This is a genomic window from Streptomyces sp. NPDC059816 (assembly GCF_042732055.1).
In the GTDB taxonomy this organism is placed as follows: domain Bacteria; phylum Actinomycetota; class Actinomycetes; order Streptomycetales; family Streptomycetaceae; genus Streptomyces.
The window spans coordinates 227,731-252,057 of sequence record NZ_JBHWIQ010000010.1 but is presented as its reverse complement, the minus strand read 5'-3'; the positions used below and the strand labels follow the sequence as shown (position 1 = coordinate 252,057).

22 protein-coding genes and 1 pseudogene are annotated in these 24,327 nt (G+C 72.4%); 12 read left to right on the top strand and 11 right to left on the bottom strand.

Going from position 1 to position 24,327, the window contains the following annotated elements:
* Nucleotides 1–13: 13 nt before the first annotated feature.
* On the bottom strand, nt 14–691 hold the full coding sequence (locus ACFV88_RS16225; protein ID WP_385491187.1) for a hypothetical protein: 678 nt from the start codon (nt 689–691) through the stop codon (nt 14–16).
* A gap of 454 nt (nt 692–1,145) precedes the next feature.
* Here ACFV88_RS16225 and ACFV88_RS16220 point away from each other — a divergent pair, with 454 nt between their 5' ends.
* The 4 genes from ACFV88_RS16220 to ACFV88_RS16205 all read left to right on the top strand — a co-directional run bounded on the left by ACFV88_RS16220 (nt 1,146) and on the right by ACFV88_RS16205 (nt 4,059).
* Complete coding sequence (locus ACFV88_RS16220) at nt 1,146–1,952, top strand: helix-turn-helix domain-containing protein (RefSeq protein ID WP_385491184.1); 807 nt, start codon at nt 1,146–1,148, stop codon at nt 1,950–1,952.
* 23 nt (nt 1,953–1,975) lie between these two features.
* A complete protein-coding gene (locus ACFV88_RS16215; protein WP_385491241.1) occupies nt 1,976–2,512 on the top strand; it encodes a toxin-antitoxin system, toxin component in 537 nt (178 codons plus the stop codon).
* Between the two features lie 4 nt (nt 2,513–2,516).
* The gene (locus ACFV88_RS16210) at nt 2,517–3,704 is read left to right on the top strand and encodes an MAB_1171c family putative transporter (RefSeq protein WP_385491181.1); all 1,188 of its coding nucleotides are present in this window, start codon (nt 2,517–2,519) and stop codon (nt 3,702–3,704) included.
* 124 nt (nt 3,705–3,828) lie between these two features.
* Entirely contained in the window at nt 3,829–4,059 is a 231-nt protein-coding gene (locus ACFV88_RS16205; RefSeq protein ID WP_385491179.1) for a hypothetical protein, read from the top strand.
* A 54-nt stretch (nt 4,060–4,113) separates the two neighbouring features.
* On the opposite strand, the gene ACFV88_RS16200 is transcribed toward ACFV88_RS16205, so the two are convergent.
* Nucleotides 4,114–5,550 carry an MFS transporter gene (locus ACFV88_RS16200; RefSeq protein ID WP_385491176.1) on the bottom strand — a complete coding sequence of 479 codons (1,437 nt, stop codon included), beginning with the start codon at nt 5,548–5,550 and terminating at the stop codon, nt 4,114–4,116.
* A 235-nt stretch (nt 5,551–5,785) separates the two neighbouring features.
* On the opposite strand from ACFV88_RS16200, the gene ACFV88_RS16195 reads away from it, so the two are divergent.
* Nucleotides 5,786–6,517 (top strand): polysaccharide deacetylase family protein, encoded by a 732-nt coding sequence (locus tag ACFV88_RS16195; RefSeq protein ID WP_385491173.1) that lies wholly within the window; start codon nt 5,786–5,788, stop codon nt 6,515–6,517.
* Between the two features lie 33 nt (nt 6,518–6,550).
* Here the strand turns inward: ACFV88_RS16195 and ACFV88_RS16190 are convergent, their stop codons facing one another.
* The 3 genes from ACFV88_RS16190 to ribA form a co-directional block, all read right to left on the bottom strand.
* Nucleotides 6,551–7,807 (bottom strand): M1 family metallopeptidase, encoded by a 1,257-nt coding sequence (locus tag ACFV88_RS16190; RefSeq protein ID WP_385491238.1) that lies wholly within the window; start codon nt 7,805–7,807, stop codon nt 6,551–6,553.
* A gap of 113 nt (nt 7,808–7,920) precedes the next feature.
* A complete protein-coding gene (locus tag ACFV88_RS16185; protein ID WP_385491170.1) occupies nt 7,921–12,018 on the bottom strand; it encodes a Pls/PosA family non-ribosomal peptide synthetase in 4,098 nt (1,365 codons plus the stop codon).
* Nucleotides 12,019–12,352: 334 nt separating this feature from the next.
* Entirely contained in the window at nt 12,353–12,949 is a 597-nt protein-coding gene (ribA, locus tag ACFV88_RS16180) for a GTP cyclohydrolase II (RefSeq protein WP_385491235.1), read from the bottom strand.
* Nucleotides 12,950–13,202: 253 nt separating this feature from the next.
* On the opposite strand from ribA, the gene ACFV88_RS16175 reads away from it, so the two are divergent.
* Nucleotides 13,203–13,961, top strand: a complete 759-nt coding sequence (locus ACFV88_RS16175; protein WP_385491167.1) for a creatininase family protein — start codon at nt 13,203–13,205, stop codon at nt 13,959–13,961.
* Nucleotides 13,958–14,794, top strand: a complete 837-nt coding sequence (locus tag ACFV88_RS16170) for a RibD family protein (RefSeq protein ID WP_385491165.1) — start codon at nt 13,958–13,960, stop codon at nt 14,792–14,794. Before ACFV88_RS16175 ends, ACFV88_RS16170 begins: the two co-directional genes overlap by 4 nt.
* A gap of 132 nt (nt 14,795–14,926) precedes the next feature.
* On the opposite strand, the pseudogene ACFV88_RS16165 reads toward ACFV88_RS16170, so the two are convergent.
* The 5 genes and pseudogenes from ACFV88_RS16165 to ACFV88_RS16145 form a co-directional block, all read right to left on the bottom strand.
* Nucleotides 14,927–15,676: pseudogene (locus ACFV88_RS16165) on the bottom strand (lysylphosphatidylglycerol synthase transmembrane domain-containing protein); the annotation flags it as partial.
* A gap of 74 nt (nt 15,677–15,750) precedes the next feature.
* Nucleotides 15,751–16,599: an SAM-dependent methyltransferase gene (locus ACFV88_RS16160; RefSeq protein WP_385491162.1), complete on the bottom strand. Its 849-nt coding sequence runs from the start codon at nt 16,597–16,599 to the stop codon at nt 15,751–15,753.
* Nucleotides 16,596–17,744, bottom strand: a complete 1,149-nt coding sequence (locus ACFV88_RS16155; RefSeq protein ID WP_385491159.1) for a glycosyltransferase family 4 protein — start codon at nt 17,742–17,744, stop codon at nt 16,596–16,598. Before ACFV88_RS16155 ends, ACFV88_RS16160 begins: the two co-directional genes overlap by 4 nt.
* Before the next feature lie 71 nt (nt 17,745–17,815).
* Nucleotides 17,816–18,214: a 6-pyruvoyl tetrahydropterin synthase family protein gene (locus ACFV88_RS16150; protein WP_385491157.1), complete on the bottom strand. Its 399-nt coding sequence runs from the start codon at nt 18,212–18,214 to the stop codon at nt 17,816–17,818.
* Nucleotides 18,215–18,379: 165 nt separating this feature from the next.
* The gene (locus tag ACFV88_RS16145; protein ID WP_385491154.1) at nt 18,380–19,393 is read right to left on the bottom strand and encodes a zinc-binding alcohol dehydrogenase; all 1,014 of its coding nucleotides are present in this window, start codon (nt 19,391–19,393) and stop codon (nt 18,380–18,382) included.
* A gap of 155 nt (nt 19,394–19,548) precedes the next feature.
* Here ACFV88_RS16145 and ACFV88_RS16140 point away from each other — a divergent pair, with 155 nt between their 5' ends.
* Entirely contained in the window at nt 19,549–20,418 is an 870-nt protein-coding gene (locus tag ACFV88_RS16140; protein ID WP_385491152.1) for a CDP-alcohol phosphatidyltransferase family protein, read from the top strand.
* On the opposite strand, the gene ACFV88_RS16135 is transcribed toward ACFV88_RS16140, so the two are convergent.
* Nucleotides 20,334–21,788, bottom strand: coding sequence for a serine hydrolase domain-containing protein (locus ACFV88_RS16135; protein ID WP_385491151.1), 1,455 nt, complete (start codon nt 21,786–21,788; stop codon nt 20,334–20,336). The two genes, ACFV88_RS16140 and ACFV88_RS16135, sit on opposite strands and share 85 nt — an antisense overlap.
* 401 nt (nt 21,789–22,189) lie before the next feature.
* Between ACFV88_RS16135 and ACFV88_RS16130 the strand changes: the two genes are divergently transcribed.
* The 4 genes from ACFV88_RS16130 (at nt 22,190) to ACFV88_RS16115 (ending at nt 24,325) form a co-directional block, all read left to right on the top strand.
* Entirely contained in the window at nt 22,190–22,399 is a 210-nt protein-coding gene (locus tag ACFV88_RS16130; protein ID WP_385491149.1) for a hypothetical protein, read from the top strand.
* Entirely contained in the window at nt 22,383–22,895 is a 513-nt protein-coding gene (locus ACFV88_RS16125; RefSeq protein WP_385491146.1) for a DUF6879 family protein, read from the top strand. The genes ACFV88_RS16130 and ACFV88_RS16125 overlap by 17 nt, the downstream gene beginning before the upstream one ends.
* Nucleotides 22,892–23,725, top strand: a complete 834-nt coding sequence (locus tag ACFV88_RS16120; RefSeq protein WP_385491144.1) for a helix-turn-helix domain-containing protein — start codon at nt 22,892–22,894, stop codon at nt 23,723–23,725. The genes ACFV88_RS16125 and ACFV88_RS16120 overlap by 4 nt, the downstream gene beginning before the upstream one ends.
* A gap of 462 nt (nt 23,726–24,187) precedes the next feature.
* Complete coding sequence (locus ACFV88_RS16115) at nt 24,188–24,325, top strand: hypothetical protein (protein ID WP_385491142.1); 138 nt, start codon at nt 24,188–24,190, stop codon at nt 24,323–24,325.
* Nucleotides 24,326–24,327 lie beyond the last annotated feature (2 nt).

Sequence of the window (24,327 nt, the reverse complement as noted above, 5' to 3'; positions counted from 1 at the left end):
CCCCGGGTCGGGCTCAGCCGTCCGCGGGGACGGCTCGCAGGTGCCGTGCGACGGGGCGGCGGGGGGTGCCCCGTCGCACCGGGCGTGGTTCGGGGGCCCGACGCGGTTCGCGCAGGACCAGCGTCAGCCGGGAGAGTCCCAGGGCCTGGAGCGTGCGCGGCGTCTCCCCCACGACCCGGCAGTAGGTCTGCCCCCAGCGCGGGTCGGGATGCGTCAGCGGGCGCAGCGCCCCGTCGTTGGCGACGGCGTCCAGGCCGACGGCCCTGATCCAGCGGGGCAGTCCGTCCCGGAACGCGGCGTCCATGATCGGGTCGTCGGCGATGGCCCGCCGGACCGCCCACAACTCCTCGTCGTCCGGGTGCCGTTCGATCGCCTCCGTGAAGTGCGCCAGCATGGGGAGGCACCAGCTCGTCTCCCGGTCCGCCAGCACCGATCCGGCATCCGGATGGAACAGGACGAAACGGAGGAAGTTGTCCCCGGGCATGGCGGTCGGATGCGGCGTCACGGCACCGAACAGCGCATCGAAGGCGTCGTTCGCGTGGACGACGTTCCAGCGGTGGTCGAGAACGAGGGAGGGGAACGAAACAGCATCCAACAGTGCGGCGTAGTCCTGGAGATAGGCCCGGCTCTCCGGCTCGGGCCCCGTACTCCCCCGGACCGGTAGTCGGCGCCCGTTTGCCTTGAATGCCATCGGGTGGTCACCCCTCTTACGGCTCTGACGGCGAGCGCTGGTCGTGCGACACGGCATCAGGGACCGAAGGAGGACCAAGGCAGGACCAAGGTCCCTCAACACCGCGTGATGATCGTGCTACTCCGTCCGCACACATGTCAACTATCGTGGCATTTACAGTCGGTTGACGGCTGATTCGCGCCACAGATGTGGCGTGCTCTGGCCGCCCGACGGGTCGGCGGGCTAGCCTCTGGTGCTGTCCATGGCACGATGCCGGACAGCGACGTCCAGGGCCCGCACACCGGGCCCCCATGCGCCGTGCGCCCGGCACCACCGGAGAGCCCCCGGCGGGACCGCGGCGGTTCCCGTGTCGGACCGCCCGTACGCGCCGTTCGGCTCTGCCGGAGCGGCTGAGGGGGGTGTGCTCGTGATGGATGTCGGTCCTGTTCGACCTGTCGGTTCTAGGAGACCTTCGGTGACGGATGGCTTCTCGGTACCGGGTGGCGTCACTCCCTCGGGTTCACTGCCCGGCGTCCTCGCCCGGGTCCGCGGTCTCGCCGACCGGCTCGGCGTACCCCACGCCGAGGTGTTCGACGTCACCCGACTCTCGGTGGCCTCGGGAGTGCCCGAAGCGGTCGTCAAGGACCTGCTGTCCGGACGCCCCGGCGGCGAACCCGACCTCCAGGCGCGGTTCCTCCAGCGCTTCGACCTGCTGCGCCGGACCCGACTGAAGCCGAACGGACGCCGCTACACCCAGCAGGAGATCGCGGACGGCGCCAAGATGTCCCGTCAGCAGGCCGGAGCGCTGATCAACGGCGACCGGAGGCCCACGATGGAACACTGCGCCGCCATCCAGCGCTTCTTCGGCGTGCACGCCGGCTTCCTCTCCGCCGAGGACGCCGACGCCCTCGCCTCCGCGCTGCAACTCACCGAACAGGACCTCCTCCAACGGGCCGCCGTCCATGAAAGACCCGCCCGCAAACGCCGACCGGCCCGCGGGCCCCACCGGCCGGACGGATCGAGCGGATCGAGCAGACCGGACGGACCGGAGCCGGGCGACCACCTCCGCCCGCCGGGCCGCCCGCACGACGGGCTCGACGACCCGCAGGACCCCGATGGCATGGACGACGCGTTGGAACGCCTCCTCCAGGACCACGGCGTACGCGGCATCGCCTGGCGGGCCGCCCAACTCCCCACCGACAAGCACCGCGACAAGGTCACGGAGTGGCTGGACATGCTGCTGGAAAGCGTCAAGCCGCCCCACGGCCCCACGGAGCCCTGATGCGTGCCCGGGTCAGCAAGGACATGCGCAGGCTGTGCGGCGAACTCATCGCCGAACTACCGCCCGAGGTCCCCGGCGGACCCGGCGACATCCTCACCGCCCTGTGCGCGGCCATGAGCGTCCGGCGCGGACGGCCGGTCAACCACCGGATGGCGACCTTCCCTCCCGGAACCGCGAGCGGACTGTGGCTGGACATGGCCGACCAGGACCTCATCGTCATCGAGGAGCGCACCGCCCCGGACCACCAACTGGTGATCCTCGGACACGAGTTGTGGCACATGACGGCCGGCCACAGCAGGCGGCAGGTCGACGGGGACGGCACCGGGGTCGCCGCCCGGCTGCTCGCCGGCGGAGTGGACCTCAAGGATACCGTCCTCAAAGTGGCCGCGCGCAGCCGCTCGCACGCCGCCGAGGAGGAGGAAGCCGAGAGCTTCGGCCTGCTCCTGGCCAGCAAGTGCCGCCCCTGGCTGTTGGGCACCCCCGGGCGGGGTCAGGTACCCAGCGACGGGATCGCCGCCCGGATCGAGGCGTCCCTCGGCTACCGAAGGCCCCAAGGCTAAGGCCGTGAACGGGCCGGACTACTACCTACCCGCGGCGGCCACCGGATTCGCGCTCGCGCTCAAGGTCCCGGCCCTGGTGCGCAACTGGCGCGATCCCCTGCTGCGGTCCGTCACCGCTCTGCTCGCCCTCGGCACCTCGGTGTTCTTCTTCTCCGCCCCGCCGACGATCGTCCGGGTCAACCGGCTCACCTCAGTACCCAACATCTCCGCGCCGCTCGTCTACGTCCTGCTCTCCGCGTTCAGCGCCTCATGCCTGGTGCTCATGGTCAACTGGCGGGGCGGTCCCGCCGAGGCCACCCGACGCACCTCACGGCTGTGGATCAGCGGGTACGCCGCGGTGAGCCTGGCCCTCATCGCCCTGTTCGCCCTCGGAGACGCTCCCGTGGAGCGGCTGCGGGACCTCGACACGTACTACGCGAACACCCCGTACATCCGCGAGATGATCGTGCTCTACCTGACGGGGCTGACGGTCGCGGGCGTCGCGATGGCCTGGCTGTGCCTGCGCTGGTCGCTCCAGGTGCGCGGACTGCTGCGCGCCGGTCTGATCTGCATCGCCACCGGGTACCTGTTCAACCTGTCCTACGCCACCGCCAAGTTCACCGCGGTGTTCGCCTGCTGGGCGGGACGGACCGACCTCGACGGGTTGAGCACCGACACCGCTCCCCTGCTCGCTTCGGTCGCGGCCGGGTTCACCGCGGTCGGCTTCTGCCTGCCGCTCGCCTTCCAACGCCTGACGGACCGGCTGGAGATCTGGTCGACCTACCGGCGGCTCGGCCCGCTCTGGCACGAGCTGCGCGGACTCGGCCCGCACGGTGGTCACACGCCCCGCCTGGTCTGGTGGCCGTCGGCCGAACTCCTCGTCATCCAGCGTGAGTCCGACATTCACGACGGAATGCTCTGTCTGTACCCGTACTTCGACGGCCGGGTCCGCGCCGGCGCCTACGCCGCCGCCGTACGGGACGGCAGCGGACCCGACCAGGCACACGCCGTCGCCGACGCGGTGATGGTGACCGCGGCGGTCCGGGCGCGCGCCGCCGACCCCGAGGGCACCGCGCTGGACCGTGACGCCGCGGCGCCGCCCGCCGCATTGTCCGGTGAGGGTCCGCGGGACCTGGTGCGGATGTCCCTGGCGCTGCGCCACTCCCCGGTGGTCGCGGCGGCCCGCACGGCCGACTGTCCGTCAGCGGGCTGACCCCGCCGGTCGGGGGCCGTTGCGGGCGTGGGGCGGACGGGTTGTCAGTGGCAGGGGGCAAGCTGGTACGCGCAGTGCCGTGTCCAGCCGATCGCACGATCCCCGACGCTCAGGGAGACGACCGATGCCCACCGCCGTGATGACCGACAGCGAGCGCTCCGCGGTCCAGGCGTACCTCCGCCTGCTGCACACCGTACGGGCGGTCCTCGACATGCCGCCCGGCCCGGACCGGCCGGTCGTCGTCCCGGAGGGGGTCCTCGCCGAGGCCGAGCGGACACTGGCCGCCGCGGGTCTGGTCGGCAACGAGCGGGAGTTCTTCACGTTGTTGCACGGGGCCTGCTCCCGGCGCGGGTGATGTCCGCACCGGAGACCTGCCGGGAGCGCGGGAAACGGCCCTCCCACGGGCGGCTCAAGGGTGGCGGGTCCGCGCGGACAGCAGGACGGTGAGGAGGCAGGGGATCAGTAGCAGGACGAATGCGGTGGCGTAGCCCGTGGAGCGGTCCGTACCGACGGCGAGGCAGACGTTCAGGGCGGCCGAACCGATGCCCAGGACCGAGATCTGGCCGAGGTTCTGCGAGGTCTGCATCGCACCGCTGGCGTAGCCCTGCCGATCGGCCGGGCTGTGCGCCAGGGACAGCACCGTGAGCGAGGGGGCGATCAGCCCCATCCCCAGGGCCGCCACGACCATGGCCGAGGCGGCGAAGTACGGCGGGAGCGAAGGGGAGGTCCCCACGGCGGCCACCACGACCGCGAGGGCCAGCACCACCGCGCCCACCAGGACCAGTCGGTGCCGGGACCAGCCGGTCAGCAGGTGGCCCTGGACCCAGGAGGCGGCGGCCCAGGCGATCGCGGCACCGGTGAAGGCCAGACCGATCACCAGGGGCGGTGCGTCCCGGTCGGTGACGAGCATCAGCGGTACCAATGCTTCCAGGGTGAAGAACACCCCGGACCCCAGGCCGCGCAGCAGCACCGTCACGGGCAGTCGGCGCGCGGCCCGGAAGGTTCCCGACGGCAGCAGCCGCGGGGTGAAGGCGATGAGCAGGACGAGACCACCGCCCGCGAACAGCAGGTGCCACGCGTCCCAGCCGGACACCCCGTACTGGGCCAGCGCGGCGCCGACGCTCACCGTCGCCGCGAGCAGCAGCGGGGGCCGGGGCGCCTCGGCCGCCTCCGCCGTGGGGGTGGCCGACCAGGACACGCCGCGCAGTACGGCCACCACCGCGAGCGCCGGGATCAGGGTGAGCACGGCGAGCCCGAGGAACACCGTGCGCCAGGACCAGACCTCGGCCACCACCCCGGCCAGCGGCGGCCCGATCAGCGAGGGAACGATCCAGCAGGTGCTCATCAGCGCCAGGGCACGCGGGCGCAGGGCCGGGGGATAGGACTGGCCGATCGCGGTGTTGACGGCCACCGCGACCATTCCGGCGGACACGCCGTCGAGGAACCGTCCGGCGGCCAGGTGCCAGATCGAGGTGCTGGCGCCCGAGACGACCAGGGTGACGACGGCCAGCGCCATTCCGGCGGCCAGCGGGCGGTGGGCGCCGGAGCGGTCCGCCCAGTGGCCGCCCAGGACCCCGCCGAACAGGCTCGCGGCCACGAAACAGCCCGCCACCAGCGGGAAGAGGCTCACTCCGTCCAGGGCTTCGGCGGCGGTCGGCAGGGTGGGGATCACGGCGAGCGCGGCGAGACCGGTCAGGAACATCACCGCAGCGAAGGTGGTGGTGGCCGCCCGGTACGTCTTGGAGAACAGCTTCTCGGGGGCCTCGAAGGGGCGCTCGGGGTCCGAGGGGGCGGACTGCTCGGGCGGGGTCGGGTTCGTCGACGAGCGCTGGGCGTCATGGGTCACGAGCGGACAAGGTAAGCGAACGGGGTGACCCGTGCCACTCCTTTTCCGTGCGCCCGGCGGACGGGCGCACCGGAGCGAAACGGAATGCAACCGACCGCCTCCCCGCATGTGTCTGAACTGTCGTCGTCGAGCCGTCACTTGATCGGTGCCGTGGGCAACTCCCGGTGATGCACCTGCTCGACGTGATCGATTCGCACAACTCCCGGTACGGAGAGGGATTCTCATGAGCACAGGCATGACCGTAGGCAGTGGACGGAACGGACGGGTCGGGCGGCGGGTCCAGGAAGCGGGAGGGAAGGCCGGGGGCACCGGGCGGGGGCGCACGGCCGTGATCAGCGTGGTGGTGACCGGGGCGCTGACCGGGTCCGTCCTCGTCGCCGCGCCCGCCGTCGCCGCGCCGGCGGCGCCCGCCAAGGTGGTGTACCTGACCTTCGACGACGGCCCGGGCGTCCACACGCCCAAGGTGCTGGACCTGTTGAAGCAGTACGGCGCCAAGGCGACGTTCTACCAGAACGGGGCCAACGTCACGGCGCGGCCCGCCACCACCAAGCGGGCCCACCGGGAGGGCCACAGCATCCAGAACCACACCTGGTCGCACGTCGATCTGAGGACCGTCAGCGCGACGACGTTCAAGTCCGAGGTGAACCGGACGGACGCCGCGATACGCGCCCAGACGAACACGACGCCGACCTGCCTGCGCCCGCCGTACGGGGCGGTGAACCAGACGGTCCGCGACCGGGCGGCGGCGCTGCGCAAGGGGATACGGCTGTGGTCGGTGGACACCCAGAACTGGGCCCGGCCGGGGCGGGCCGCGATCGAGTCGCGGGTCCTGAACAACGTCCGCAACGGGTCCGTGGTGCTGCTGCACGACGCGGGCGGTGACCGCAGTCAGACCGTGGCGGCACTCCCGAAGATCCTCAAGACGCTCAAGGCCCGGGGTTACACCTTCGGCAAGCAGACCTGCTGACGTCGGCCGACGCCCGGCAGCGCGTCGGCGGGGTCAGCCGGTGGGCGGCGGGGGCAGCTCGGTGCCGTGCACCCAGGCCCCGAACAGGTCGTCCAGCGGCCGGTCCGCGTACTGGGCCGCGTGGGCGGCGAACGCGGCGGTGCTGACCGCGCCGCCGCGGTGCCGGGCGGCCCACCCCCGGAGCATCCGGAAGAACGCCCCGTCCCCGAGTGCGCGGTGCAGCGCGTGCACGGTGAGGCCGCCCCGCTCGTAGAGCCGGTCGTCGAACATGTGCGCGCGGCCCGGGTCGGCGAGCAGCAGGTCCTGCGGGTGCGAGGCGAGCATCCGGTGGGCGGTCCCGGCCAGTTCGGTGGTGGTTCGGCCGCCGGAGCGCTCCGACCACAGCCACTCGGCGTACTTCGCGAGTCCTTCGTTGAGCCAGATGTGTCGCCAGTCGGCGATGCTCACGCTGTTGCCGAACCACTGGTGGGCCAGTTCGTGGGCGATGAGCCGCTCCGAACCCCCGGCGCCGTCCACGTGGTTGGTGCCGAACAGCGACAGGCCCTGTGCCTCGACGGGCACGTCCAGTTCCTCGTCGGCGATCACCACGGTGTACTCGTCGAAGGGGTACGGGCCGAAGAGTTCCTCGAACAGGTCCATCATCCGGGGTTGCCCGGCGAAGTCCCGGGTGAACTTCGGGAAGAGGTGCGCCGGTAGGTGCGCGCTCTGGGGGACGCCGAGGGTCGGATCGCCCAGGAGGACGGTCCGGAACCGGCCGATGGCGAGGCCGACGAGGTAGCTGGAGGTCGGTGCGGACTGCTCGTACACCCAGGTCGTGGTGCTGGACCTGGCGACCCGGGTGAGCAGCCGTCCCCCCATCACCACGGAGTACGCGGACGGGGTGGTCACGGAGACCAGGTAGGACGCCTTGTCGGCGGGCCGGTCGTTGCAGGGGAACCAGGACGGTGCGCCGATGGGCTGGCTCGCGACGAGGGCGCCGTCGGTCAGTTCCTCCCAGCCCAGGCCGCCCCACGGGCTGCGCACCGGCTTCGGGTTGCCGGACCACTGGACCTCGACGGTGAACGCGGCTCCGGCCCGCGGGGCCTTGACCGGGTGCAGTCGCAGCCGGCCGCCGCGGTGCGTCCAGCGGGGTTGTCGTCCGTCGACGCGGACGCGGCCGATCCGGAAGTCGTTCAGGTTGAGTTGGAATTCCGCGAGGGGCGCGGGTCCGGCCGTGGCGGTGATCCGGGCGGTGCCGGAGAGTCGGTTGGGGTCCGGTCGGTAGTCGAGGGCGATCTCGTAGCGGTGCACCCGGAATCGGGCGTCGCCGTGCCCCGGGAAGTACGGGTCCGGGTCCGGGAGCCGGTGGCCGCCCGCGGCCGGCGCGCTCCCCGCGCGGGGCCGGTGGTGCGGCGGCGGGCCGTTCAGAGCCGCCACGCTTCGATCGGGTTGCCCAGCCAGCGGGAGTCGGCGGGCACCGACTCGCCGGCCATGACGAGGGAGGCGGGCCCCACGCTGGTGCGGGCGCCGATGGTGCTGCCGGGCAGCACGATCCCGTTCGGCCCGAGGGTGGCGCCCGCCCGCAGCTCCACCGTGTCGGTCCGCAGGATGCGGTCGTGGAAGAGGTGCGTCTGCAGGACACAGCCCCGGTTGACGGTGCTGGCGGGGCCGAGGGTCACCAGGTCGGTCTCCGGCAGCCAGTAGCTCTCGCACCACACGCCCCGCCCGATCCGGGCGCCGAGGGCCCGCAGCCACCACGTCAGCAGGGGCGTTCCTGGCACCGAACCGACGAGCCAGGGCACCGCCAGGACCTCCACGAAGGTGTCGGCGAGTTCGTTGCGCCAGACGAAGCCGCTCCACAGCGGGTGTTCACCGGCCCGGTGCCGTCCGACGAGCAGCCACTTGGCGAGCACCGTCACCAGGCAGGCGGCGAGGCCCGCGGCGAGCACGACCGCTCCGGACAGTGCGACGGCGGCCAGGGGACCGAGGGCGGCGGTCAGGGCGCTCAGCGCGGCGAGGGTCAGTACCGCCAGGGCGACCGACTGGAACACGGGCACCAGTCGGCACAGCTCGACCAGGGCGCGCGCCCACAGCAGCCGGGCGGGGGGATCGTAGGTACGGCTGTGGTCGCCGTCCTCGGTCGCGCGCGGCAGCCGGACCGGGGGGAGCCCCAGGTACGAACTGCCCTTCTTGGCCTTCTTCGGGGTGGCGGACAGCACGCCGACGAGCCCGCCGTCCGGGACGCGGCGGCCGGGTGCCGTCATGCCGGAGTTGCCGAGGAAGGCCCGGCGGCCGATCCGGGCGCGGCCGATGCGCACCCAGCCACCGCCGAGCTCGAACGGGGCGGTGAGCGTGTCGTCGGCGAGGAAGGCGCCTTCTCCGACGGTGGTGAGGCTGGGCAGGGCGAGGACGGTCGACACCTCGGCGCCCCGACCGATCCGCATGCCCAGCAGCCGCAGCCAGACGGGGGTGATCAACCCGGCGTACAGGGGGAAGAGGGTGTCCCGGGCCAGGTCCATGAGCTGGGTGACCGTCCACGCCTGCCATCCGGTGCGGCTGTGGGCGGGGTGGACGCCGGTGCGCAGTCCGAGGCTGAGCAGCCGGACGGCGACGAGCAGGAGCAACGCGTATCCGAGGCCGAAGGCCAGCGCCGCCGGGACGACCGCGAGCAGGGCGTCGTCCAGGGCGTCCGGCAAGGTGGCCGCCGGGTCGATGAACGCGCCCGCGACGAGGAGCGCGGGCAGGGTGGGGAGCAGGGGGAGCAGGAGCAGCGCCGAGCCGGTGACCCCGTACATGGCGCGCCAGTGCGGGGAGCGGGGCGGGCGGGTGTGGGGCCAGTCGCGCTTCGCCTTGCCGAGTTTGACGGCGGGGGCCCCGGCCCAGCGCTGTCCGGCGGGCACGCGGCCGGTGACGGCGGAGCCGGGGCCGATCTCGGCGCGCTTGCCGATCCGGGCGCCGGGGAACAGCAGGCTGCGGGTGCCGATCACGGCTCCGGCGCCGACCCGGACGGTGCCGATGTGCAGCCGGTCGCCGTCCAGCCAGTGGCCGCACAGGTCCACCTCGGACTCCACGGCGCAGCCCCGGCCGAGCCGTAGCAGTCCGGTGACGGGCGGCAGGGAGTGCAGGTCGACGTCGGTGGCGATGCGGGCGCCCAGCGCGCGGGCGTACCGCTGGAGCCAGGCGCCGGTGAGGGCGGTGGCGCCGGTGTGCTCGGCGAGGCGTTCCGCGGTCCACAGTCGCAGGTGGACGGAGCCCGCGCGCGGGTGGGTGCCGGGGCGCACCCCGTGCAGCAGCAGTCGTGCGCCGCCGGCGGCGAGGGCGAGCCGGCCGGGCGGGGTGAACAGGACGGCGGCGGCTGCGAGGACCAGCCACCAGGGGGCGGTGGGGGCCCACGGGTAGGGCCCCAGGGAGTGCAGCACGTTGCCGAGGGCGAACAGCGCCACGCTCCACCGCAGTCCGGTGACGGTGAACAGGGGGAGCAACAGCAGGGTTTGGAGGGACTGGGCGCGCCGGGGCACGGGGGCGACGGTGCGGGCCGCGGCGGTGTCGCGGGCGGACCGTTCCAGGCGTCGGGCGAGGGTGCGCAGCACGGGCTGCTGGTAGACGTCCAGGACGGCGGCCGTCGGGTAGCGGCTCCGCAGTCGGGTGATGAGTCGGGCGGCGGCGAGGCTGGTGCCGCCGAGGGCGAAGAAGTCGTCGTCGCGGCTGGTGACGGGCACGCCGAGGGCCCGGCTCCACTGCTCGGCGAGCCAGGCTTCGGTGGGGGACGACGTCCCTGCGGGCGTGTCGGAGGGGAGTCCGGGCAGCGGCCAGGGCAGGGCGTCGCGGTCGACCTTGCCGGAGGTGCGGGTGGGCAGTCCGGGGACCGGGGCGAGCAACGGCACCAGGGCGGCGGGCAGTTCGGTACGCAGTCGGTTGAGGGCCGCGGTCCGGTCCCAGTCGTCCCCGACGACGAGGTAGCCGACGAGGAGTTGGCTGCCGCCGGGTGCGGTGCGGACGGCCGCCGCGGCGGTGGTGACGCCGGGCAGCGCGGACAGGGCCGCGTCGATCTCCCCCAACTCGACGCGCCTGCCCCCGAGTTTGACCTGGTCGTCGCCCCGGCCGAGGAACACCAGCCCTTCGGGTTCGGCCCGAACGAGGTCGCCGCTGCGGTAGGCGCGCGGCCAGCCGAGGGAGTCGAGCGGCGCGTACTTCTCGGCATCCTTGACGGGGTCGAGGTAGTGGGCGAGTCCGGCGCCGCCGATGACGAGTTCTCCGGTGGCGCCCATCGGTACGGGCCGCCCGGTGCCGTCGACGACCGCGAGTTCCCAGCCGTTGAGGGGCAGGCCGATCCGGACGGGTTCCGCGCCGGTGAGCAGGGCGGCGCAGGCGACGACGGTGGTTTCGGTGGGCCCGTAGGTGTTCCACACCTCACGACCCTCGGTCACCAGTCGCTGCGCCAGCTCCGGCGGGCACGCCTCCCCGCCGAAGATGAGGAGCCGGACGTGGGTGAGGGTCTCCGGTTCCCACAGGGCGGCGAGGGTGGGCACGGTCGAGACGACGGTGATCTCCTGGGCGGCCAGCCAGGGTCCCAGGTCGACGCCGTCGCGGACCCGGGAGCGGGGTACGGGGACCAGGCAGGCGCCGTGGCGCCAGGCGAGCCACATCTCCTCGCAGGAGGCGTCGAAGGCGACGGACAGTCCGGCCATGACCCGGTCCCCGGGGCCGATGGGGTCGTCGGCGAGGAACAGGGCGGCCTCCGCGTCGACGAACGCGGCGGCGGAGCGGTGGGTGACGGCCACGCCCTTGGGGGTGCCGGTGGAGCCGGAGGTGAAGATGATCCACGCGTCGTGCGCGGGTGCGGGCGCGGGTGCGGGCGCGGGTGCGGGCGCGGGCGCGGGTCGGGGCGGGGGCGCTCCCGGCCCGCTCCCCTGGTGGCCGGCGAGTGCGGCGGGGTCGGTGGGTTCAGTGGGTCTGGTGGGTGGGGTGCGTTCAGCAGGTCCGGTAGGTGCGGTGCGTCCGGCGGGTGCGGTAGGTGCGGTGCGTCCGGTGGGGTCGCGTCCGGGCAGCGGGACGCGGTGCGTGAGGAGGTGGCCGGCGCCGATCACCGCCCGTACGCCGGCTTCGGCGAACACCAGCTCGGCCCGTTCGTCGGGGTCCTCGGCGTCCACGGGTACGTACGCGGCTCCGCTGGCCAGGACGGCGAGGATCGCCACGTACAGGTCGTTGGTGCCGGACGGGACACGGACCCCGATCCGGGTGCCGGGCCCCGCCCCCGCTTCGGTGAGGCGGCGACGGAGCCGCTCGACCTCCACGGCCAGGGCCCGGTAGGTGAGTCGGGTGGTGCCGTCGTCCAGCGCGGGTTCCCCGGGGTGGCGGCGCACGGACACGTCGAGCACGTCGATCAGGGTGCGGGCCGGGGCCGCGGGGCCGGCGGTGAGGACGGCCGGGACGCCCGCTTCCGGTGCGGCGGACGGGGGGTGCTCCCGCCCGACGACGAGGCCGTGGTTCCCCGGGGTCGTGGCCGGTGTCGTGGCTGCCATCGGGTCCTCGCGTCTCGCCCCCAAAGCGGTGCCCGGGCGGTCGGCACACCCTGCGACCCGCCCGGTTCGTTGCGGTCCATCACTGGACGACCAGGCACAGCCTAATGGGGTCGGGGGAATTCCTCTCTGCGAAAGGGATTCGGGAGCGGGCGGAATGCCGCACGGCCTGCACCCACGATCCGGGGAGCCCCTTGGAGAATGCGAGGAGAGGCGGAGAGGAGTACCGCACGGAACCCCGGGAGCAGTCACCCGGAACGGGCACCCGAATGCCGGAACGTCATCGCCGGAACGACTCGCATCGACGTGCGGGAGTTCCTGCTCCGAAAGCCGGCCGTCAGGAAGGTCCGGCCATTCGGTCGAGGTGCGGCAGGACGTGGTCGAGGCGTTCCCGTTTGGCCCGGAGGTAGGCCAGGTTCTCGGCGTGCGGCGGTATGAGCAGCGGTACGCGCTCGCTGACCTCGATACCGTGCCGGAGCAGCGACTCCCCCTTGCGCGGATTGTTGGACAGGAGTCGCACCGAACGCACTCCGAGGTCGCCCAGCATCCGGGCCGCCACCGCGTAGTCACGGGCGTCGACGGGGAGTCCCAGGGCGAGGTTCGCCTCGACCGTGTCCAGCCCTTCCGCCTGGAGCCGCATCGCCTGGAGCTTGGCGACCAGCCCGATCCCGCGCCCTTCGTGGCCGCGGAGGTACACCAGGATCCCGGCCCCCTCCGCCGCTATGGCCTCCAGTGCGGCACCGAGCTGCTCGCCGCATTCGCAGTGCCGCGAACCGAACGCGTCCCCGGTCAGGCACTCCGAGTGCAGCCGGGTCAACACGTGATCCCCGCCCGGCTCGCCGTGGACGAGGACCATCTGTTCCGCGCCGGAGTCGCCGGGACGGTAGCCGACGGCGGTGAACTCGCCGTACTCGGTGGAAAGGCGCACGTCCACGACCCGTTCGACACCGTCCGGGGGAACGGTGGTTCGCGTGCCGACCGAGGCGCCGCCACCCTCCCGGGCGCCGTCGGCGGCCTTCGGGACGGCTGCTGTCACCCCGTCGAACCCGGCCGCCGACACCCGCCTCCGAGGGCGGGAAAACGTCGTCAAGAACCTCATCAACCACTCATTTCCGTCCCCGTCGACCGGAGTTGGCCCGGGGCACGTACGCTGCTCCTGCCGTCCAGCGGAATTCCACAGGAGCGAAATGACTCAACCGACATCCGGTCACGACGCCGTCGTTTTCCTACCGACGGACACCACCGAGGAGATACGTGAACGCGGCGCCGTCGTCGCGGTTCTTCCCATCGGTAGCTTTGAACAGCACGGCCCCTTCCTCCCGATGACCACGGATACGCTGATAGCCAACGAACTGGCTCATCGGATCGCCGGTTCCCATGCGGTCCTCCTCCTTCCTCCGCTCACCGTCTCGTGTTCCCACGAACACGCCGACTGGCCGGGCACGGTGAGCATTTCCGCGGTCACCCTCCACCACGTCGTCGAGGACGTCGCCCGTTCGCTCCGGAACTCCGGGGTGCACGCGCTCGCACTCGTCAACGGTCACGGCGGCAACTACGTCCTGCGCAACACCGTTCAGGAATCCGCCGCCCGGGGAACGCGCATGTCCCTGTTCCCCGGCCCCGCGGACTGGCGGTCCGCCGGTGCCGCCGCCGGGATCGTCACCTCCGCCCACGACGACATGCACGCGGGCGAGATCGAAACGTCGATCCTGCTGCACACGCATCCGGAACTCCTGCGCCCGGGCTACGCGTCCGGTGACCACGGCGCGGGCGATCGTGCGCACCTCCTGACCCTCGGCATGGGTGCCTACACGGAGTCCGGTGTCATCGGCCGGCCGTCCCGTGCCACGGCGGCCAAGGGGAAGGCGCTGTTGGAGTCGCTGACGGATTCGTTCGGCGCCCACCACGCGCTGCTGTCGCAGGGCATCGGGGGCGACGCACCGTGACCGGGACCTCCTCCGCCGGCGCGCTCAGCGCCTCCTCGGCCTGGCGGCGCCTGCTCACCGCCCGCACCCCGGCGCACGCCCGGAGCGTCGGGCTCGTCGAACGCTCCGACGGCACCTGGTGCTGGGACGGCCCCGCGACGGCAGCGGCCACGGATCTCGTGGAGCGCTACCTCCCGCTCTGTCTCGCCGGCCCGCGCCTCGCCTTCGCCCAGCTCGGGCAGAGCGTCGACGGGTTCATCGCCACCCGGACCGGCGACGCCGACTACGTCACCGGCGAGGAGGACCGCCGCCATCTGCACCGACTGCGCGCGCTGGCCGATGCGGTGCTGGTCGGAGCGGGCACCGCGGTGTCCGACGACCCGCGGCTCACCGTCCGGGCCTGCGAGGGGGCCCATCCCGTGCGCGTCGTGCTCGACCCGCACGGCAGGGTCCCCGCCGACCGACACGTCTTCACCGACGGATCGGCGCCCACCCTGTGGCTGGTCGGTCCGGACGGGAGGCCCGCGCACCCCGTCGGCGAGGGGGTGACCGTGGTGCGGCTGCCCGACCGGGAGGCGTTCGCCCCGCAGCGGTTGGTCGAGGTGCTGAACCGGCGCGGACTGGGCCGGGTGCTCGTCGAGGGGGGCGGGGTCACGGTGTCCCGCTTCCTGCACGCGGGCGCCCTGGAGCGGCTGTACGTGACGGTGGCCCCGGTCCTGCTCGGGGACGGGGTCCCCGGGCTGCGGTTCGACGGTCCGGACGTGATGCGTGAGGCGCGGCGCCCGCCGCTGCGACGGGCGTTCCTCGGTGCGGACACGCTCTTCGAGTTCGACCTCACCGGTGCGGCGGGCTAGTAGGGTGCGGGGGCGCGTACGGGGGTGGTGAACGCGTCCCGTGCGTCGGCGGGAGAGCAGCACCACGGCGCCCGGCAGCGCGGCGACGGCACTCAGTACCCCGTACACCACGGACACGGCGAGACCGTGCTCCGCGCCGAGTCCGGCAGCGGCGAACGCCCACACCGTGACGCCCTCGCGAGGCCCCCACCCTCCGACGCCCAACGGGAGCGACATCGCCAGCAGGGCGAGGACCATCAGCGGGAGCAGGACGGTGAAGGGCGCGCTGACTCCCGTGACGCGCGCCGCGAGCCAGAACAGGCAGAGGTGTCCGGCCAGTGCCGCGAACGAGGCACCGAGTACCCCGGGCGCGCACAGGACGCGCCACGCGCCCGCGCACGCCGACCGCAGCCGTCGGGCCCGCGGACCTGCGACCACCACCGCACCGACGACGAGGAGGCCGGCCCCGAGGGCGGCCAGCGCGGGGGGACCGGTGACGAGGGCGCGGGCCCGGTCCGACACCGGCGACGGGAGACCGAGCAGCACGCCGACGCCGACCGCGCACAGGGCCAGTTGTCCTGCCGCCCGCTCCAGGACGACCGCGCGCACGGCACGGCTCGGGTGGCCGCTGTCCCGGCCGTGGCGCAGCGCACGGTCGAGGTCGCCGAGCACACCGCCCGGCAGGACCACGTTCAGGAACAGCGAGCGGTAGTAGTCGGCGACGGCCCGACCGAGGCCCAGCCCCAGGCCGAGCGCGCGGGCGACGAGACACCAGCGGCCGGCGCCGAGCACGGTGGTCATCGCCCCGATGCCGAGGGCGGCGAGCACGGCGGCGGGGTCGATGCGGTCCAGCGCGGTGACGAGGGCCGCGGTGTCCAGGTACCGGAGGAGGGCGGCGAGCACGGCGGCGCCCGCGAGCGAGGACGCGTGTCTGCGCAGCGCGCGGCGACGCGACCCGGTCGTGCTCGGGGCGGGCGTCACGACGTGGTGTCCCGGTTCCTGGGGAAGGCCAGGACGTCCGCGTGGTGGACGGTCGCACGCAGCTCGCCGGCCGCGTCGGCGGCCAGCCGACGGGCGAGGTAGTCGTCCAGTCGGGGTGCCAGGTCGGGGCGTTGCTCCCGGGCCGCGCCGACCCAACCGCGCAGCCACTCACCGAGCAGCGGCGAGCCGGCCGCGAGCCGCCAGGGGCTGGCGTGGACCCGGACCGTCATGCCCCGGCGGGCGAAGGCATCGGTGGCGGTGGGGACGGCGTCCGGACCGAGCAGCCCACGGCGGCGCTGATGCGCGTTGAAGGCCTCCGTGGCCTCCGCATCGGCGGGGTGCGCGGGGGTCAGGTCCACCCGGCCGAGCACGGAGAGCGTCAGCAGGGCCGGGCAGCCGGCCCCCGCGCAGGCGGCGGCCAGTGCGTCGACGGCTTCGGCGGTCAGGATGTCCAGCAGCGCGGACGCCGTGACCAGCGAGGCGTCGGCGAGCACGGCCGCCGACAGCCGGCCCACGTCCGTGCCCCGGACCACCGCGGTCACCGGGGAGCCGTCGGCGGCGGACGGGGGCATGCCCTCGGCGGCCCGTCGCGCGAGGTCGGGATCGTGGTCGTGCAGGATCCAGTGCTGGGGCCCGGGCAGCCGGGGCACCAGCCAGCGGGGCATGGCCCCGGTGCCGCAGCCCAGGTCATGGACGACCAGGGGCGTGCCGGCGGGGACCCGGTGCCCGAGCCGGGCACGGAGCGGACCGAGCAGGGCGGCCGACCGGGCCTCGGCGTCGGCGGGTTCACGCAGGGCGAGCCATTGCGGGGTGAACGCCGCCGGATCGGGGGCGGTCCTCGTCACGGGGCGCTCCAACTGTCGCGGCGGAGTTGTTCGAGGACCCCGGAGAGACTGCGGGCGGTGGTCGCCCATCCGTCGAGCGAGGTCCGCCGCTGCCGGGCCGCCGCCTTGAGTCGTTGGCGTTCGTCGTGTTCGTCGAACCAGCGGCGGATCGCGGTGCTCAGCGCGGCGGGGTCCTGGGGCGGCAGTAACACTCCGGGCAGCGCGCCGTCGGGGGCGCGGCCGACCGCTTCGGGCAGTCCACCGACGTCGTTGACGAGCACGGGGACGCCCCGCGCCAGGGCCTCGGTGACGGCCATGCCGTAGGTCTCGGTGCGGGAGGCGAGCACCATCAGGTCGGCGCTCGCGTAGCTGGCGTGGAGTGCCGCCCCCGTCTGCGGACCGGCGAGCCCGATCCGGTCGGTGAGCCCGTGGTGGGCGATCAGGGCGCGCAGTTTGGTGACGTAGGCGGGGTCGCGGTCGAGACTGCCGACGCAGACGCAGGTCCACGGCAGGTCGGCGACGCTGGCGAGGGCCCGGACCAGCCGGTGTTGGCCCTTGCGCGGGGTGACCGAGGCGACGCACACCAACCGTGAGATGCCGTCGGTTCCGGTGGCCAGCGGGGCGATGTCCGTGCCGGGAGCGGCGACGTGCACCCGGCGGCGGGCCAAGCCGTGGTGGTTGACCAGTCGTTGCGCTGCCCAGTCGCTGGTCGCGATGACCGCGGCGACGGCGCGCAGGGTGGTGCGCTCCAGGGCGTCGAGTTCGGTCGCGGTCGTGGGGTCGAGTCCGGTCTCGTCGGCGAGCGGCAGGTGCACCAGCACGGCGAGCCGCAGCCGCTCGGCCTCGGGGACGACCACCTCGGGCACCGCACAGGCCACCAGTCCGTCGAGGAGTACGACGCTCTCGTCGGGCAACCCGGCGAGCAGATGGGCCAGTTGGGCGACGGACAGGGCGTCGGGACGGGGCCATGTGCCGGGGACGGCGAGGGCCCGGACGTCCCAGCCGAAGCCCGACAGGTCCAGGCTGACCCGTCGGTCGTAGGTGTTGCCGCCGCTGGGCGTGTCCGGGTCGTCCACCCCGCCGGGCATCACGAAGTGCACCGGACGGGCTTCGGTCGGCCTGAGCGCGGCGGGCGTCGCGGGGCCGCGGACCTCGATCGGCACCACGGGGGGAGGGCCGTGCGCGCCGTGCGGGTGCGGGGCGGAGCTGTGGGCCGGGGTCGGCGCGGGGGCCGGGGTCACAGTTCACGCTCGTAGCTGGCCCAGGCGACGTGGGACTCGTGGAGGGTGACGCAGATGCCGCGCAGTTCCCGGGCGCCCTCTCCCAGGGCACCGGACCCCACTCGTTCGGCCAGCCGGTCCGCGATCACCCGGGCCAGGAACTCGGTCGAGGTGTTGACGCCGGCGAACGCCGGCTCCTCGTCCAGGTTTCTGTATGTCAACTCCGCTACGACTGCGCCTAGTTCGCGGGTCGCCAGTCCGATGTCGACCACGATGCCGTCGGCGTCCAGGGCGGTACGGCGGAAGGTCGCGTCCACGAGGAACGTGGCGCCGTGCAGTCGCTGCGCGGGCCCGAAGACCTCGCCGCGGAAGCTGTGGGCGACCATCAGGTGGTCGCGAACGGTGATGCTGAACAAGGACCCTCCAGGTACGGGGTACCGGTCCGGTGCCGGGGCTCGCCCCCTTCTACGGATTCCTCGCGCGAATTGTTCAGGCAGCGTGACATCTCCCCCATCGACCCCTCACCCTTCAGCCCGTCACCCTTCAGCCCGTCACCCGTCCGCCCCTCACCCATCGACCCCTCACCCTTCGTCCCCTTCCCCTTCGTCCCGGTACACGACGCGGTGGCACAGGCCGGGCAGCTCCCCGGACGCGATCCGTGCCATGTCCCGCGGCAGGTCGTCGAAGGTCGACTCGCCCGAAACGAGCGCGTCGAGGGCGGGATCGGCCAGGAGGTCGAGGGCGAGGGCGAGCCGGTCCCCGAAGGTGCGTCGGGAGCGGCGTGCGGGGGCCACGGCCCCGACCTGGCTGCCGCGCACCACCAGTCGACCCGAGTGGAACGCCTCGCCGAGCGGCAGGGACACCTTCCGGTCCCCGTACCAGCTGAGTTCGAGCACGGTGCCCTCGGAGCCGAGGAGTTCCAGGCAGCGGGCGAGCCCCTCCTCGGTGGCACTGGCGTGAACGACCAGGTCGCAGTCGTCGAGGGCGTCCCCGGGCAGGGCGAAGCCGACGCCGAGCGCCTCGGCGAGGACGGCCCGGCCCGGGTCGGCGTCCACCAGTTGGATGCGTACGCCGGGGAAGCGGGCCAGCAGCGCGGCGACCGAGGCCCCCACCATTCCGCCGCCGACGACGGCGATCCGGTCCCCGACGAGGGGGGCCGCGTCCCACAGGGCGTTGACCGCGGTCTCGACGGTCCCGGCGAGCACGGCCCGGGCGGCGGGCACGGAGTCGGGCACGGGCGTGACGGCACGGGCGGGCACGACGTACCGGGTCTGGTGCGGGTACAGACAGAACACCGTGCGGCCGAGGAGTCCGGCCGGTCCCGCCTCCACCCGTCCCACGTTGAGGTACCCGTACTTGACCGGCGCCGGGAAGTCCCCGTCCTGGAACGGGGCCCGCATCGCGGTGTGCTGGCTGGCCGGGACCCCACCGCGGAACACCAACGTCTCGGTCCCCCGGCTCACCCCCGAGTACAGGGTCCGGACGACGACGTCCCCCTCCCCCGGTTCGGGCAGGGGCACGCTGCGGATCTCGCCCTGCCCGGGGGCGGTCAGCCAGTAGGCGCGAGCGGTACGGGGCGGGGTGCGCGGTGTCACGGGCGCTCCTGTCGTCGGTCGCGGCGTGGGGCCGGGCGGGTGCAGGAGCACCGCCGTGGGGGTGAACGTTCCCCCGGTGCCCCGCGTACTGAGGCAGAGACCGCGACACGGTACGCGGCGGGGCTCAGCCCTGTCACCGGGGAGGAAGGTGCGCCATGGACCTGAACCAGGCTTGCGGGCAACGGGGGTTCCCCACGCCTCGACACGAGGCGGCGATCGGTGCCGCTGCCCAGGTGCTGCTGTTGGCCCTGCTCGCCGCGACGGTCGGGTTGGGTGCGGCGGGGTGGCTGGCGGGGCTCGTCTTCGGGGCCGGCACCTGGGTCGTGTTGACCCGTGCGCTGGACCGGACCGGCGCGCACCGGCTCGGCCCGGCGAACCGGGTCACCCTGGCGCGGACGCTCCTGGTCGGCGGGGTGACCGCCCTGGTGGCCGAGGCGTTCGGGGGCTCGCGCCCGGTGCTCCCGCTGATCGCGCTGACGGCGGTGGCCCTGGTCCTCGACGCGGTGGACGGCCGGGTGGCCCGACGTACGGATACTGCGACGCCGTTGGGCGCCCGGTTCGACATGGAGGTGGACGCGGCCCTGATCCTGGTGCTCAGCGTGGACGCCGCGGTGCGGTTCGGTCCCTGGGTGCTGCTGATCGGCGCGATGCGCTACGCGTTCGTGGTCGCCGCCCGCGGACTGTGCTGGCTGGGCGCTCCCCTGCCGCCTCGCACGGGCCGCAAGGCGGTGGCAGCGTTCCAGGGGATCGCCCTGTTGCTGGCCACTGCGCCGTTCCTGCCCCCTCTCGTGCGCGCGGGTCTGGTCCTGACGGCGCTGGCCGCACTGACCTGGTCGTTCGGCCGGGACGTGCGGTGGCTGTACCGCTTCGGGGACCGGACCGGCGCCGGCCCCCTGACCGGAGCCGGGGCGCCGCCCCGACGCGGGCCGGCGCGGCCGGTCTACGCGACCTTGGGGCCGCAGCGCATCCCGATGTACACGCACCCGGTGCCGTCCAGCAGCGTGGAGAAGGTGACGGGCATGTAGCCCTCGCTGAACGCCGCGCCCACCCCGGTGCCGGCGAAGACCGTCTCCGTCACCGGCACCAGGTCGATCTCCAAGGGTTCGGAGAAGTCCTTCATGCCGTCGACGAACTCGTACACCAGGTGCCCCGCACCGTCCCGCTCGGTCACGGTGATGACCACGCCCTCGCGCCGGTACGTGCCGACGAGCGGCGCGAAGTCGACCACGGGGGGCGTGGCCGGCGGGGCGAAGGCGTCCGGCATCGTCACCCCGGCCAGTTCGGCGAGGAGTTCCCGGTAGAGCGCCGCGTACAGTTCGCGCGCCCCGCCGCCGTTGGTGAGCAGCACGACCGCGACACCCGCCGACGGAACGACGCGCAGGTAGCCGTACTGTCCGATGGAGGCGCCGTCGTGGCCGTAGCCCTGGACGCCGTCCCAGTCGTAGAGGGTCCAGCCCAGACCCCAGCCGTCGGCACTGACCGACCACCTGTCCGGGGAGTCCACGACCCGGCGCTGCATCAGCGCAACGGCCTCCTCGGAGAGCACCCGGGTACCGTCTTGGGCCCTTCCGCCCGCGAGGTGCATCCGCGCGAGCCGCGCGAGGTCCCCGGCGGTGGCGATGACGCGACCGTAGGGGCCGGCCGAGCGCGGCATCAGGTCCCAGGACGGCGCCGGCTCCGGGGCCCGGCCCGGCTCGCCCAGGTGGCTCATCGCCGCGCGGAACCGCAGTGCCTCCTCGGGCAGCGTCATGGTGCGGTCGAGTCCGAGCGGGGTGAGGAGCAGGTCTTTGAGCGCCTCGTCCCAGACCTTGCCGGTGAGCACCTCGACGATGCGGCCGAGCACGTTGTACCCGACGCTGCTGTACGAGAGCGCTTCACCGGGCGGGCAGTCGAGCGCCACGCCCTTCGCGGCCTCGACGTACCGGGCGAGGCAGTCGTCGCCGCGCCCGCTGTCGTAGGTGAAGTCGCAGGTGAGGCCGCTCGTGTGACTGAGCAGCTGGCGCGTGGTGATCATCCTGGTCACCTCGGGATCGGCGACCGAGAACTCCGGCAGCACGTCCACGACCGGTGCGTCCAGGTCCAGTCGGCCCTCGTCGACGAGCTGCATGATCAGGGTGGCGGTGTAGATCTTGGCGATCGAGCCCATCTGGAAGACCGAGTCGGTCGTCGCCTCCACTCCCGTTCCGCGGTGGAGCACGCCACTGGCCAGCTCGTGGACGGCACCGTCCACGAGGACCGCCAGGGACGCGGCCGGCACGTGGTGCTTGGCGCGCAGCTCGTCGAGCCGGGACTGCCAGTGGGCGAGGTCCAGCTTCCGGCCCGCCGAGTTCCGGGTACCCCACGTGCCCTCGGCGGCCCAGTCGCCCTGCTCGTCCCAGCTCACGTTGTTCGACATGTCTGCCCCCACTCGGTGCGTACAGTGTTCCTCGATGCGCACACCATACGCACTAAGGAACGCTGTGCGCAAGGTGCGCACAGCGTTCGCACTCTTGATGGGTGACCGCGGCCAACGAGGGGACTTCCGGCCGCGCGCTCGGCGACCTCGAAGATCACGCAGGGCCCGGGCGTTCAGGAGTCCCGCGGGGGTCCCTGGTCAGGCTTCCCGGACGACGCCACGGGGCTACACCCAGCCTGCACGGACGCGTACGTGACCACGTACCAGGGTGGGCTGGGGTGGCCCGGGACCTGTTTATGCAAGGACACGCATAGTCGCGTTCACGCATAGACCCGTAGCGCCACCCCCTCTACTGTCGGCGGATAGGCGGCCCATACGGGGCCAGAGCAAGGGGGTTTGGTATGTCCGAACGTACGGCACTCACCCGGCTCACGGGCAACGGCAACGGTGAGTGCGGAGAGAAGGACTGCCCGAACGTGTACCGCAAGGCGACCGGATCGTTCCTCGTGCAGGGCGACATGTCCGACGCCTTCACCCCGCCCGCCGGGGAAGGGCTCGTGGAAATCCCGGAGGCGGTTCTCAGGGAGGCGTTCCGTGCACTTGGATGGTGACGCGTGGAATGACTGCTTCGATTCCATGGAGCGCGACGCGTGGCGGCTGGAAACGCTGCCCGTCTACACCATGCCCCAAGAGGCGGAGAAGTTGAAACGCTTCCTCGTCGGGGAGAAATCCCCGGACGATTACACGTCGGCCTGGATGGATGAGGTTCGACAATGGACCTCGGAAGGAAAGCGTGTCGGCAGGGTGCATGTCGTGACCCGCCCGCTCTCAGATTACCTTCGGTTTGAGTTCGAGTATTACTATCGGCATCACGTCAAAGCGGGCGAGGATATTCGCATCCTCGACCTCACCGGGCGAGAGAACCCGGGCCTTCCGGATCAGGACTTCTGGATGTTCGATGAGTCCAAGGTGGTCCTGATGAATTACGGGGAAGACGGGACGCAGATCAGCAGGGAATTGTGCGAGGGCGATCCCGCGTCATACCGGCAGTGGAAGCGAATCGCCATTGCCGAGTCGGTTCCATTCCTGGAGTACGTGAGCGGGTGACGTTCGACCCTGAACAGTTGGGGCAGCCGAAGCAAGAACTGGCGGCCCTGCTGAAAGAACTACGCAAGCGAGCCGGCCTCACTGGGGACCGGCTCGCTCGGCGTTGCAATATGTCCCAATCGAAGATCAGTCGGATCGAGAACGGGAAAGCCCAGCCGAGCCTGCTGGACTTGGAAAGAATCCTCCGGGCCGTGGTGGCTCCGCCCGAAGTCATCGAAGAGGTCATCGCCCTCGCTAGACTGGCCAACACTGAATGGCAAGACTTGCGCTCGCTGCGACGTAGGGGCCTGGAGAAGAAGCAGACTGAACTTGCGGCTCTTGAATCCTCGTGTACGGAGTTCCGCTTCTTCCTGCTCTCGATGATTACAGGACTGCTGTCCACCCCCGAGTACATCCGGGCCAGCCTTGCCCATTCCCCGACCGATGTCACCAAGACGATCGCGAGGAAGCTGGAGCGGCAAGAGGTTCTTTATGAAACGAAGAAGCGGTTTACCTTCATCTTGACTGAGCAGGCTGTGAGGTGGCCGCTCCTGCCCCCGGCTGCGATGGCGATGCAGATTGACCGGCTGGCCTCACTGACCCACCTTACGAACGTGAGGCTCGGCGTCATCCCGATCGCGGGGCATAAGCCCATGGCTCCGATGGATACCTTCACCGTCTATGACAACGCGCTGGCCACTGTGGAGAACACGACCGGTGTCGTAATCCTGAGAGATCCAAGAGACATCGAAATGCACCTGGAACTGTTCTCCACGCTGGAGGGCTATGCGTTGTTCGGGGACGAAGTGCGAGCCTTGTTGGCGAATTGGTCCGCCGCTTGCCGTTCATGATCTTTAGTCCATGACGGGAAAGAACTACACAGTCGCCGCTTTCCGGGGAAATGATTTCCCCCATGGCGGCGACCGAGCGAGACGAAACGAGAAACCGCGACAGCGGGCGCATGAATCTGCGGGTGTCGTACGACGGCGGTAGGACGTACGGCCCGGTGCGCACGGTGAAGGTGAGCCCGCGCAACGCGGTGATCTTGGGTTCGCCGACCAAGTACCCGCCGTGCGGGTGCCCTCGGTGCGCGGCTCGCCTGTCTCCGGGTCGGCCTGATGTCCGGCTTGGGGCGGTGGGTACTGCGCTGCTTCGGCCGGTACGCAGGTCTGCTCTACCTGGCGATGATCCTCGGAGCCCTTGCCCTGGTTCTCGTCGGAACCCTGGCTCTCCAGTAACCGCCGTGCCCGCCGCTATCCCTTGTGCTTCCTGCCGGATTTCCGGTGGGAGTTCCCGAGAAGAGAGGTAGTCCGATGGTGGAAGAGAACACCGGTTCGGTGACCCCCGAGGGGGGTGGACTGCTCGTCGCGAAGCGGAAGATCGTGGCCGCGCGCACCCGCGCCGAGCAGGAGTCTGACGTCACCAGTGGCCGTTCCGACGGCAACGACTGACG

Coding starts and splice junctions, on each gene's coding strand:
- ACFV88_RS16115 (WP_385491142.1), top strand. CDS start 24,188: ATGGTGGAAGAGAACACCGGTTCGGTGACCCCCGAGGGGGGTGGACTG.
- ACFV88_RS16215 (WP_385491241.1), top strand. CDS start 1,976: ATGCGCAGGCTGTGCGGCGAACTCATCGCCGAACTACCGCCCGAGGTC.
- ACFV88_RS16135 (WP_385491151.1), bottom strand. CDS start 21,788: ATGTCGAACAACGTGAGCTGGGACGAGCAGGGCGACTGGGCCGCCGAG.
- ACFV88_RS16195 (WP_385491173.1), top strand. CDS start 5,786: ATGACCGTAGGCAGTGGACGGAACGGACGGGTCGGGCGGCGGGTCCAG.
- ACFV88_RS16205 (WP_385491179.1), top strand. CDS start 3,829: ATGCCCACCGCCGTGATGACCGACAGCGAGCGCTCCGCGGTCCAGGCG.
- ACFV88_RS16225 (WP_385491187.1), bottom strand. CDS start 691: ATGGCATTCAAGGCAAACGGGCGCCGACTACCGGTCCGGGGGAGTACG.
- ACFV88_RS16130 (WP_385491149.1), top strand. CDS start 22,190: ATGTCCGAACGTACGGCACTCACCCGGCTCACGGGCAACGGCAACGGT.
- ACFV88_RS16140 (WP_385491152.1), top strand. CDS start 19,549: ATGGACCTGAACCAGGCTTGCGGGCAACGGGGGTTCCCCACGCCTCGA.
- ACFV88_RS16175 (WP_385491167.1), top strand. CDS start 13,203: ATGACTCAACCGACATCCGGTCACGACGCCGTCGTTTTCCTACCGACG.
- ACFV88_RS16185 (WP_385491170.1), bottom strand. CDS start 12,018: ATGGCAGCCACGACACCGGCCACGACCCCGGGGAACCACGGCCTCGTC.